Genomic DNA, 12,332 nt, shown 5'->3' on the forward strand with positions numbered 1-12,332 from the left:
AAGGTGTTAGAGCAACCGCTACAACTACTTATAGCAGGTGTTCTTTCCCATTCTATCTTTGTGCACAGTCGTCATTCATGATGCCTGTTTCTCGGGGTATGGAATCGGAAGGAATGCCTTTTTTTGATGCTTTCAAAAGAAACACACCACAATAGCTTCAACTTGATGAGTTACCTATTATAAATGAGGAGGAATTTTACATGTCGCAATCACAGCAACAACAGCCACAAGTACTGACAGGCAACCTTGGTTACCCCCGTATCGGTGCGGGACGCGAATGGAAAAAAGCACTGGAGTCCTTCTGGGCTGGCCGAATCGATGAATCTACGCTTCATCAGGAGCTGACCACACTTCGGTTGCAGGATCTGAAGAAACAGCAGGCACAGCAGCTCGATCTGATTCCTGTGGGCGACTTCTCCTACTATGATCATATTCTTGACGTATCGGCGATGTTTGGCGTCGTTCCTGAGCGCTTTAACCATGCAGGCGGACCGGTATCCGTTTCTACTTATTACGCCATGGCCCGGGGTAATGATCAGGCAACAGCCTGTGAGATGACCAAGTGGCTGAACACCAACTATCACTACATCGTTCCTGAGATTAATAATGATACTGCATTTGCATTGCTTGAAAATAAACCCCTTGCCGCCTATCGCGAAGCGAAGCAAGAGCTTGGGCTGGAAGGTAAACCGGTCGTAGTCGGTCCGTACTCGTATGTACGTTTCGCCAAAGGCTATGACGCGGAACGCTTCGCAGAGATCGTCACACGCCTCGTTCCCGTATACGCCCAGCTTCTGTCTGAGCTTCAAGCAGAAGGCGTACAGTGGGTACAGATCGACGAGCCTGCTCTGACGCTGGCTGTCTCTTCCGAAGATGAAGCCTTGCTGCAACAGGTGTATGCTGCCTTGGCACAAGCTGCACCGGAATTGAAGCTGCTGCTTCAAACGTACTTCGAATCGGTGGAAGCTTATCCGGTCGTGACAGCACTGCCTGTTGCCGGAATCGGCCTGGACCTGGTCCACGGCTATGAAGGCAACCTCGCCAGCCTGCGGGAGCATGGCTTCCCGCAGGATAAATGGTTGGGCGCCGGTGTCATCGACGGGCGCAACATCTGGCGTGCCGATCTCGCAGAGACGGCGAAGCTGCTGGAGCAGGTGGCTGAATTCGCAGTCGAAGGCAAGCTAATCATTCAGCCTTCCTGCAGCCTGTTGCATGTACCGGTTACTGCCGCTCAGGAGAGCGCGCTTGATCCGGTACTGCGCAATGCCCTGGCCTTTGCCGACGAGAAGCTGGAGGAAATAGCGACGCTCGGCACGTTGTTGTCCGGCGGTGCAAAGCAGGCGGACCAAGCAGCGGCTTTGGCTGAAGCCAGCCGCCGCGCCCAGGCAAGCACCGAAGCGGTGCGCCTGCTGAGCGAGTCCGAATCACGGACACGCCTGAGTGGTGCGCCTGCAGGGGTGCACGCTGACGAGCAGTTGCTCCGCAACGCGTCATTCCAGGAGCGACGCGAATTGCAGCAGCAAAAATGGTCGCTCCCGCTGCTGCCAACAACAACCATTGGCAGCTTCCCGCAAACAGCAGACGTGCGCAAAGCACGTGCACTCTTCCGTAAAGGGGAATGGAATGCGGAGCAATATGATGCCTATGTACGTGAACAGATCCAAGAATGGATTACTATCCAGGAGGAAATTGGTCTGGATGTGCTGGTACACGGTGAGTTCGAACGTACCGATATGGTCGAGTTTTTCGGTGAGAAGCTGACCGGATTCGCCTTCACCAAAAATGGCTGGGTACAGTCCTACGGCTCACGCTGCGTGAAGCCACCTGTAATCTACGGAGATGTACTGTTCAATGAACCGATGACGGTGAAAGAAACAGCCTATGCACAGACACTGACCAGCAAACCGGTGAAAGGCATGCTAACAGGTCCGGTAACGATCCTGAACTGGTCCTTTGTCCGCTCGGATATTCCACGCAGTGAAGTATCCTACCAGATTGCTCGCGCCATTCGCGACGAGGTTGAAGCGCTGGAGCAAGCAGGCATTGAGATGATTCAGGTCGATGAGCCAGCTCTGCGTGAAGGACTTCCGCTCAAACGGAGCAAATGGGATGAGTACCTGCAATGGGCCGTGGAATCCTTCCGTTTAGCTACCGCTACCGTAAAACCAACAACGCAGGTGCATACCCATATGTGCTACTGCGAGTTCGATGATATTATTGAAGCCATCAGCGACCTGGATGCAGATGTGATCTCGATCGAAACATCCCGTAGCCATGGGGAACTGGTAGGCAGCTTCGAGCAGAATACGTATGACAAAGGCATCGGACTCGGTGTATATGATATCCACAGTCCGCGTGTTCCAGGCAAGGACGAGATGTTGAATATGATTGAGCGTGCACTTCAAGTGCTGCCAGCAGATCTGTTCTGGGTAAACCCTGACTGCGGACTGAAAACACGTGGTAAAGCGGAAGTTGTAGATGCATTGAGCATCATGGTGGATGCTGCTCGTACAGCAAGAGAACGTGTAACCGCTGATTCCTCAATCTAAACAAAGCTTGAGAATGCAAATAAAAGCCTCCGAATTCCTTCGGAGGCTTTTTTCTTTTACTATCATTCTATTTGTTTATCTGTCTAATATCTTTTTACCTGACTTAATGAATCTCGAAATGGCTGACGCGTACTCCTGCGCCAGTTCAACGTGTCCTGCAAGTTACCGTCCGGTACACCCGGAACAACCATGCAGAAGCTAAAGGTATTTGAAACTGCAGCTAACTCTTCTAAAGAATCATATATTATCATTTCTCTCTATTTTATTCCTTATTGCATGACGATATATGATATAGGCAGTTATTAAATAACAATTTAAAACAATCGTTTATCAGATCAGAAAATTGAGGAGATGGACCTTTCCAATGGATATGATTCAATCACTAATCGCATGTATGCCCTTTTTTCGGGATACGATTCGCCAAGATGTAACCCTTTCCATTATTGACCGGGAGAAATTCCTGTATTTTTCCGCAGGAGAGTCGTTAAAACAACTGGAGTTCAAAGCAGGTGATCCACTGCTCGAGCCTAATCGTGATTTTGCCGATCTGAAAGGCGGTACGGACAAACAATTTGATCATTACCCGAAGGAGTTATTTGAAGTGCCGTTTGATGTCGCCTACCTTCCGATCAAAAATGAACAGGGCGAGGTCATCGCTATATTCAACCTGCTCTATAGTATGGATGATCAGGATCAGCTGCAGCAGCTCATGAATGCTACCGAAAACCTGACCAACCAGTTGATTGACAGCGTTCAGCACGTAGCTGCACATTCGGAGGAGCTGAGCGCCACCACCGAAGAAATTCGCAACAACTCCAAACAAGCTGTACAGAAATCAGGCAACGTGACTCAGGTCGCCAGCTTCATCCGTGAAATCTCGGAGCAAACGAATCTGCTCGGCCTGAATGCCGCCATCGAAGCTGCTCGTGTCGGTGAAGCAGGTGCAGGATTTGGCGTCGTCGCCAAGGAAATCCGCAAGCTGTCCGTAGATACAAAGGAAGCGACCACGCGTATTGAAGAGTCCCTCCTCTCCGTCCGCCAATCCATTCAGGGGATGGAGAATGAACTTGGGGAGATTACCGCGAGTTCTCAGGAGCAAGCGGAACTGGTTAACAATTTTATGAGCACGATTGAGCAGTTGAATGCAACGAACCAACAATTGAAACAATTTGTGCACAAACTGATTACATTTGACGGAAAGTAAAAAGGAAAAAGAAACTCCTAACCCACTCAACCAAATGCACAAACAAAATCCTCCGAATCTCTTCGGAGGATTTTTCATTTACTATCATTCCATTTTGGTCATGGTCATCTTGCTAATGTTATTCTATCCGACTTAATGAATCTCGAAATGGCTGACACGTACTCCTGCGGACAACATGAGGTATACATCCTGTTGACCTGATACACCTTTCAGGTCTGCCTTAACCGTGGACCACTGCTGTGCCTTACCCTGTGCCAGCTCCACGCGTCCTGCCAGTGTACCGTCAGGTGCGCCCAGTCGAATTTCCAATACCGCATCTGCCTGCTCTGATGATACACGAGCTTCAAGCGCTGCTGCATTGCTTCCCAGATCTGCATCCTTGAAGCCAATCCATCCTTGCTCACCAATCACACGGACAGAGGTTCCGCCTTCTTTGCTCTCATCCAGATCCACACCGAAGTATGCATCGTAATTTTCGGCGCGAGTAGCCACACCCAGATTACGTGAAGGAATAGTCTCCCCTTGTACCGTCAGGTCAGCAACAAGCTGAACATCAGCAGAAGATTTGCCCACCATAATGGAGTAGGTACCGCTTTCGACCACATAGCGATCACGGGTTACATCCCAGATCGCCAGTTCCTGAACTGGCAGTGTGAAGCTGACTTTCACTGTAGCCCCAGCTTCAATATGAAGACGACGGAAACCTTTTAACGTTTTGAGTGGACGTTTAACACGGGACTGCCCGGCACGCACATACAACTGCACAACCTCATCACTGGCGATCGTTCCTGTATTCGTCACATCCACATGCACAGTAATGGTCTCTTCGACTCCAGCTTGGGCCGGGTTCAGCTCCAAATTACTGTATTTAAACGATGCATACGTTAATCCATGTCCGAATGGATATAGTACATCACCTTCAAAATACTGATACGTACGTCCGGATTGAATGATATCGTAGTCTCTGATATCGGTCAGCTGATCTGCCGATTGCACCCACGTCATATTCAGGCGGCCTGCTGGTGCATAATCGCCATACAATACGTCAGCCACAGCGTTCCCCAACTCTTGTCCTGCATGGGATGTATACAATACAGCCGGAATGTTCTCCTGCACCCAGTTGGACGTGAACGGGTAACTTCCCACTATAACTACAACGGTATTTGGATTCGCTGCATAAACGGCTTCAACCAGACGCTGCTGGGATTCAGCCAGGTCCAGACTTGGGCGGTCGATCTCTTCTTTACCATTCACAAGTGGATTGTTGCCGACAAATACAATCGCTGTCTCCGCTTCCTTCGCGGCCGCTACCGCTTCCTCCAACCCATTCACCACAATATCCTTTTTGAACGTTTCCGTAGCACCGAAAGATTTCATCTCTTCGGATACCGCAAACGCATCGTTTCCACCATTGGGTGCCGTTACTGTTTTACCGTTCCAAGTCTTCAGCCCCACGCTTCCGTCCTGTTGTGGCAACAGATGGAATACTTCCTTCACAAACCAGCCATATACTTCATCCGCCGATGCCGTAACCGTTTCTTCATCCGTCGTCAGGTATTTCCCATTACTATCTGCCTTCAGCGTGTAACTGCCAAAGCCCCAGTCACTTAGTGTAAATGTCTCCGCATTTCCCGAAGCAATGATGGATGATTTCTCATCCTCAGCCAATCCGACAGCCTTACCACATGCGACGGAAGTCAGTGTAATGCGGTCATTGCCATCCTTGAATGCAACCTTGTCGCCGCCTACTTTGCCGCTGATCGCTTCAAGCGGGGATACGCTATATGGCATGGTGCCTGCATACCAGTCGCGATAGACTGTTCCACCCAGTTGACCAATCACAGCCACTTTGCCGGATTTTGTTTTATCCAGTGGAAGCGTGCCTTGATCATTTTTAAGCAATACAACTTGTTCTCTCGCTGCTCTCAGTGAAAGGGCCTTCGCCTTCTCCGTCATCATCGCTTCTTCACCAATCGAAGCATATGGATTGCCCTCAGCCGGATCAAATTCACCTAGACGGAAACGCACACGGAACGTATTGAACAACGCCAGATCGATATCTTCCATCGTGAGTGTGCCCTGCTCCAGTCCTTCGCGCAGCGCCTGCTTCGACAGATCCGCATCATCGGTAATGCTGTCAATTCCGGCTTTGACGGACTCTACTGTACCTGGTGTGTGGGAATCATAGTATTTATGATCGTTCTTGATCCCCATGACATCCCCTGCATCACTCACGATGAAGCCATCCATGCCCCATTCGCCCTTCACAATCTCGTTTACAAACGGATGCAGCAATGCCGGTGTACCATTAATAGAGTTGTACGCGGTCATCATTGATTGTGCGCCGCCCTCTTTGAACGGTTTCTCGAACGCTTTCAGATAATATTCACGCATGTTGCGCGGATCAATACTCGATGAACCACTGCCACGATCCACTTCATTATTGTTTGCAAGGAAATGCTTCAACGTAGCAACCGCCTTGTAATACTTCGGATGGTCGCCCTGGATTCCCTTAACCAGCGCCGTTGTCAGTTCAGCAGTCAGTTCCGGGTCTTCACCATAAGCTTCTTCGTTCCGCCCCCAACGTGGATCACGCTCCATATCAACCGTAGGTGCCCACAGAGTCAGACCGTTTACTGCTGGATTGCGTTTATAAAATACACGTGCCTCGTCTCCGATCACGGAGCCGATCTCTTTCATCAGGTCCGCATCCCAGGTACACGCCAGCCCTACTGGCTGCGGGAAGGAAGTCGCTTCGCCAAGCCAGGCCAGACCATGGGCTGCTTCTGTGCCGTGTTTATATGCTGCGATACCCAGTCGTTCAACTGCGGGTTGGTATTGCAGCATCGATTCGATTTTCTCATCTTCCGACAGACGGGACACGAGGTCCTTTACACGTGTATCCAGTTCGATCGTTGTATCCTGAAACGGATATTTCGTTTGGTTGGTCATAATATGGAATCTCCTTTGGGAATTCATTGATTTATTTAGAATGATAGCGGATACATAATTGATAAATTAATACGATGTATTCTTGACGTATCCGAGCTCACGATTCGAAGATTTAACCTTTTAGAACAAGCACTTTACGAGCCGTCGTTAACTCTTCATTTCATTTACTAAAACGGTTTCGGTAAATCTATCATATAGCATGTTTAGCAAAAAAAACAGGGGGGCTTCACAGGAAAATGTGAACTTTCCTCAGGAAAGTATGCGGACAATCGTTTTATTCTGGCACAGTATGGTAATCATGGATAGGAGTATAGATATGACGTACTTATTGAGCTAAGCATAGTCCTTAATGAAGAAGAATATTGAAGGAGGAAAATCAAGTGAGTGAGCATCAACAGCCCCCGACAGGTTTGCCTTCCATACCGGAATCCCTGTGGAGAGCGACAAACACATTCAATGAATATCCGAAACTGACAGAAGATACAACAGCCGATGTAGCCATTATTGGTGCAGGAATTGCAGGTATCACAACAGCTTATTTGCTGGCCCAGACGGGAATGAGCGTGGTCGTGCTTGAAGCTGGAAAAGTACTGGATGGCACAACAGGCCATACAACGGCCAAGGTATCGGCACAGCATGGCGTGATATTTGATGAATTGCTTCATCATTTTGGAGAAGAACAGGCCCGCATGTATTATGAAGGCAATGCAACAGCCGCCAAGTGGATGCGCGATCTGGTAAAAGAGAAACAGATTGATTGCCAGTGGGCAGAGGAAGAAGCCTATGTCTACATTCAATCCGAGGAGAATCTCAAGAAGCTGGAGATTGAGCTGACTGCCTATGGCAAGCTGAATATTCCTGGTCAATGGGTTGATCCCCTTCCCATCCCTGTTCCGGCCAGAGCAGGTATTAAGATGCCGGGACAAGCTCGCTTTGACCCGCTTAGTTATTTACATTATCTGCTGGAATCCGCAGTCAAGCAAGGTGTCCGCATCTACGAACATACAACGGTAACCGATGTGGAGGAAGATGCCTCGCTACATGTGCGGACATATGAGAATGGTCCATCCGTAACGGCCGAACATGTCGTTGTTGCCTCCCATTTCCCGGTCTATGACCCCGGATTTTATTTTTCACGGCTGCACGCCGAGCGTTCCTATGCTGTTGTTGTTGAACCTCAGAAACCTTTCACAGGTGGCATGTATATCTCTGACGATAAACCCTATCGATCCCTGCGTACCGTCATTCATAAAGGGAAGGAACACATCCTCTTTGGAGGAGAAAATCACAAAACCGGACAGGGCATATGCACTGTCGGTCATTATGAAAATTTGGAGCGTTATGCAGCCGATACATTTGGCATTCGCAACATCCCTTTCCGCTGGTCAGCTCAGGATCTGATCTCCATCGATAAGGTCCCTTACATTGGGCCAATTACTGGACGACATGAACGTGTCTATGTGGCTACCGGCTTTGCCAAATGGGGCATGACCACAGGAACGATGGCTGGACATATCCTTACAGACCGGATTACTGGACGAGATAACTCTTACGCAGCAGTATTCGATCCTGCAAGATTCAAGGTAGACCCTGGTGTGAAAAACTTCCTTGTAGAGAATGTCAATGTAGCCGCGGAACTGATCTCTGGCAAAGTCGGCATTATTCACAAAAACACGGGAGAACTCGGCAACGATGAAGGGGCTGTTGTTCGCCATGACGGCAAACGCGCTGGCGCCTACAAGGACCCGACTGGCAAACTCTTTCTTGTGGATACCACCTGCACCCATTTGGGTTGTGAAGTCGAATGGAATGCCGGGGAACGTTCATGGGATTGCCCATGCCACGGATCACGCTACGATTACGCGGGCAAAGTCATTGAAGGACCTGCCGTTAAAGACCTTAAGATGCTAGAAGCACAAGAATAAACCAAGCTGATACCCCCATCAGCGTATATCTTCATCCCATAGACCCGGATCGGAATCCGCCTTCAGACGGAAGTAACCGATTCGGGTTTTGCGTATGCTGATCTATAGATAAAATAGCGAGAAAACGAAGTTAATCCAACTTAGCGGGAAATCGTGATACGGAACTATTTTAAAATCACTACCTTGCATTAAACAGTACCGGATGCTATGATGAATTTACGACTACTGAACAATACACACTAGTGATTGGATAGAGCAACAAGGAGGAACCCAAGTGAATGTTAATATTCAATTCAAAAAAGGGGTGCTGGAACTATGCGTCCTCGTGTTAATCAACCGCCAGGATCGTTACGGCTACGAACTGGCTCAGGCTGTATCCCAGCATATTGAAGTGGCGGAAGGTGCGCTGTATCCCCTTTTGCGAAGATTGGTCAATGACGGCTATTGTACGACTTACCTGCAGGAATCCAGTGAAGGACCACCACGTAAGTATTACAAACTGTCTGATACCGGCCGTGACTATATGAAGACTCTGACGAATGAATGGAATGGTTTTGTGCGCAATGTCGCAAATCTTATAGAGGAAGGTACCCCCAATGAATAGACAACAATTCATGCAGGCAATGGAGATTCATTTAAGACCGATGGACCCGCTGGAACGGGCAGAATTGCTCGCTGATTATGAACAGCATTTTGAGATGGGATTAAGAGAAGGAAGACCGGAAGAAGAGATTGCACGGGAACTGGGGCATCCGATCGAGATTGCCAAAGAAGCGCTCGGTGACCGGTATGATGCACAAACGCCAGGATCTGATCCGTTCTACGCACGGACATTCGAAGAAATGCGTTCACAGCAAAAGAAGGGAAATCGAGCTGCACGCAACTTCTTCACGGCAATCGGACTTTTTTTCCTGAACATTATACTGGCGATTCCACTAGGACTGACTCTGTGGTCGGTATGGCTCACGATTGCCAGTTTGTCGCTGCTGGTCGTAGCCCCGGTTGCTGCTGCTGTAGATTTCTTATATCTCGGCCATTTCGAGTATTCTGAATTATTTGTTTCGATTGGAGTATTCGGTATAGGCATTCTATTCGCCATTGCGACAAAAAGGGTGTTTACAGCCTTTAAGTTGATCACTCTTCAGTATATAAGATGGAATCAAAAGACGATGAAGGGAGATGTCTAATCATGAGCACCAAAAAATGGATCGCTTTAGCGATACTATGTATCGGCATCGGTTTGCTCGGAACCTCCATATACGGAGTTCAGTTCGGAGACGAGAGAGAACCCTACTCCAAACGTTGGGAATTCAAAAATGATGAGCTGCACAATATCATGATGAATGCCAACTTAAGCGCAGATATTGAATTCGTTGTCAGTCCGGATTCCAATGGCTACATTGAAGTCGACGGAAAGTGGGACCCGGCCACCATTGAAGCTTTTAAACAGGCTTCGATCACGGATGGAACCTTTACGTTAAACCAGGAAGAGCGTTTGCGTTTGCAATTTTTCACCCTTTATTGGAATAATCAGCAGCAAACGATCACAGTAGCGTTACCTGAAGGACACCAGCTGGATGAAGTTAACATCGTCTCTTCTTCCAGTGACCTGGATCTGAAGGGTCTGCATGCCAATACCTTGGACCTTAACACTACGTCTGGAAGCATTCACCTTCAGGACATTACCGTACCAATCATTCAACTCGATCTAACTTCAGGAGACATTAAAGCTGCAGCAATTGCAGGAGATATGGAAGTCAAACAAATTTCCGGAAGTTTCACGCTGAATGGCATTGATGGCGATGTGACCCGAAGTGTACAGTCGGGAGATACCAAAATTACGCAATTGAACGGTGCAGCAAATGTTAACTTCACTTCCGGTAGTGTGAAAATTGAGCAAGAAGTTTCCGGTCCAATTGATGTATCGGGACAGTCAGGAGATATTTCCATACAGGCAGCGCCCGATTTTGACGGCATTTACGATGCACAGGCCACTTCCGGTGATGTAAATATACCTGATTCCCCCATGGTAAGCCGTGAGGTCATCAAAGCTCGCACTACCTCAGGCAGTATCAAAATCAAACAATCATGATGAAGCAAATATTCGAACTGTGGGTAATATAGTATAATTAAATGCTAGTCCAATTCTAAGGAGGAGTTACCCACATGGAACTTAAAAATAAAACGGCTGTCATCACTGGCGCCGGTAAAGGTATTGGCCGTGCCATTGCTGAAGCACTTGCCAAGGAAGGTGTACATCTCGGCCTGATCGCTCGGACGGCCTCCGATCTGGAGGCTCTCCAGCAATCGCTGAGCCAGGAATATGGTGTAAAAGTAACCAGTGCTATTGCGGATATTTCCGATCGCACTCAGGCTGAAGCAGCCGTAGCTGCGATTGAGATGGAGCTTGGCGCAGTCGATATTCTGATCAACAATGCAGGCATTGCAAGCTTCGGCACACTGCTGGATATGGACCCGGAAGAGTGGGAACGTATCCTGCATGTTAATGTCATGGGTACATACTATGTAACTCGTGCTGTACTGCCAAGCATGATTAAGGAAAGCAGCGGCAGCATTATCAACATCGCCTCCACCGCAGGCGAGCGTGGATTTGCTACAGGCTCAGCTTACTGTGCTTCCAAATTCGCATTGCTCGGCATGACCGAATCCCTGATGCAGGAAGTGCGCAAATCCAATATTCGGGTTACTGCGTTAACACCAAGTACAGTGAACACGGAGCTGGCGACGAATGCCGGACTCAAAATTGGAGACGAAGACCGCATGATGCAAGCGGAAGACGTAGCTGAACTGGCTTTGGCGACGCTCAAACTGTCGGACCGTGTATTTGTTAAAGCCGCAGGCATCTGGACAACTAATCCACAGTAAGCAGGAGTAGTGAGACCATTTATAAAGAACAATGAATGACGGAAGCAACCATTTCTAATGATGCACTCCGTCGCCATCCGGCCGCCCGAGAAACCTCTGGGCGGCCTTTTACATATTCAGCAGTCGCCATCGTGTCCGAATACGATTCATCACGCTGAATCTCTACCCTTATGATTAATGCAGCGTTACTTCTCTCATTCTCCATTCCGCGATTCTCTGCTTATGCGTTCCACAAATGGTCCAAATCCAGTTCCTTGGACACGGCGATCAGTACTACCGCGGGTTCCTCCCCAATATTGGTTACTTCGTGGGGAACGATGGCATTCCAGCTGAATGAATCCCCCGCTTCCAGAATCTCTACGTCCTCACACTGCTCTGCGCGAATTCGGCCTTGCAGAACCAGATGACTCTCTTCTCCGGCGTGCTTATTAACCCCAGTCGATGCACCTGCTGGCAGCTCTACAATGGACATGCGCATGGCACCCTTTGCCGTTAGATGCTGTACTTTGATCTGTCCACTTCCGGCAGTCGTCTCTTTGCGCTCATCCTTGCGCACCACGTTCATCCGCTGCTCCGGTGACAGCAGCAAGTATGGCAGTGGCACTTTCAGATAATCTGCGATACTTTCAAGCGTCGCGATGGACGGTGATGTTTTATTATTTTCCACGTTGCTGATAAATCCCTTGGACAGCCCCGTACCCTCGCACATTTGCATGATGGTGATCTGTTTTTGTTTGCGGATCGTACGAATGGCTAGACCAATATCCATGTTGCAATCCTCCCCCTTTGATCTGTATATCCGATACCCAACCATCG

10 protein-coding genes are annotated in these 12,332 nt (G+C 48.7%); 7 read left to right on the forward strand and 3 right to left on the reverse strand.

Annotated elements, in window-relative coordinates; all coding sequences use genetic code 11:
* The first annotated feature begins 200 nt into the window (after positions 1-200).
* Both metE and PTQ21_RS03050 read left to right on the forward strand, forming a co-directional pair.
* Positions 201-2,549 (forward strand): 5-methyltetrahydropteroyltriglutamate--homocysteine S-methyltransferase, encoded by a 2,349-nt coding sequence (gene metE / locus PTQ21_RS03045; protein ID WP_274568775.1) that lies wholly within the window; start codon positions 201-203, stop codon positions 2,547-2,549.
* Positions 2,550-2,913: 364 nt separating this feature from the next.
* Positions 2,914-3,753, forward strand: coding sequence for a methyl-accepting chemotaxis protein (locus PTQ21_RS03050; RefSeq protein WP_274568776.1), 840 nt, complete (start codon positions 2,914-2,916; stop codon positions 3,751-3,753).
* A 132-nt stretch (positions 3,754-3,885) separates the two neighbouring features.
* On the opposite strand, the gene PTQ21_RS03055 is transcribed toward PTQ21_RS03050, so the two are convergent.
* Positions 3,886-6,705, reverse strand: a complete 2,820-nt coding sequence (locus PTQ21_RS03055) for a glycoside hydrolase family 3 C-terminal domain-containing protein (RefSeq protein WP_274568778.1) — start codon at positions 6,703-6,705, stop codon at positions 3,886-3,888.
* 380 nt (positions 6,706-7,085) lie between these two features.
* Here PTQ21_RS03055 and PTQ21_RS03060 point away from each other — a divergent pair, with 380 nt between their 5' ends.
* The 5 genes from PTQ21_RS03060 (at position 7,086) to PTQ21_RS03080 (ending at position 11,516) form a co-directional block, all read left to right on the forward strand.
* Positions 7,086-8,630 (forward strand): FAD-dependent oxidoreductase, encoded by a 1,545-nt coding sequence (locus PTQ21_RS03060; RefSeq protein ID WP_063567211.1) that lies wholly within the window; start codon positions 7,086-7,088, stop codon positions 8,628-8,630.
* 274 nt (positions 8,631-8,904) lie between these two features.
* Complete coding sequence (locus PTQ21_RS03065) at positions 8,905-9,234, forward strand: PadR family transcriptional regulator (RefSeq protein ID WP_063567210.1); 330 nt, start codon at positions 8,905-8,907, stop codon at positions 9,232-9,234.
* Positions 9,227-9,817: an HAAS signaling domain-containing protein gene (locus tag PTQ21_RS03070; protein ID WP_064641806.1), complete on the forward strand. Its 591-nt coding sequence runs from the start codon at positions 9,227-9,229 to the stop codon at positions 9,815-9,817. Before PTQ21_RS03065 ends, PTQ21_RS03070 begins: the two co-directional genes overlap by 8 nt.
* Before the next feature lie 2 nt (positions 9,818-9,819).
* Entirely contained in the window at positions 9,820-10,722 is a 903-nt protein-coding gene (locus PTQ21_RS03075; RefSeq protein ID WP_274568782.1) for a DUF4097 family beta strand repeat-containing protein, read from the forward strand.
* A 74-nt stretch (positions 10,723-10,796) separates the two neighbouring features.
* Positions 10,797-11,516 carry a 3-ketoacyl-ACP reductase gene (locus tag PTQ21_RS03080; protein ID WP_064641804.1) on the forward strand — a complete coding sequence of 240 codons (720 nt, stop codon included), beginning with the start codon at positions 10,797-10,799 and terminating at the stop codon, positions 11,514-11,516.
* 19 nt (positions 11,517-11,535) lie between these two features.
* Here the strand turns inward: PTQ21_RS03080 and PTQ21_RS03085 are convergent, their stop codons facing one another.
* On the reverse strand, positions 11,536-11,721 hold the full coding sequence (locus PTQ21_RS03085; RefSeq protein ID WP_139209297.1) for a hypothetical protein: 186 nt from the start codon (positions 11,719-11,721) through the stop codon (positions 11,536-11,538).
* Positions 11,722-11,736: 15 nt separating this feature from the next.
* Entirely contained in the window at positions 11,737-12,285 is a 549-nt protein-coding gene (locus PTQ21_RS03090) for a helix-turn-helix domain-containing protein (protein ID WP_063567206.1), read from the reverse strand.
* Positions 12,286-12,332 lie beyond the last annotated feature (47 nt).

It is taken from the genome of Paenibacillus marchantiae (assembly GCF_028771845.1).
GTDB classification, from domain to species: Bacteria; Bacillota; Bacilli; order Paenibacillales; family Paenibacillaceae; genus Paenibacillus; species Paenibacillus marchantiae.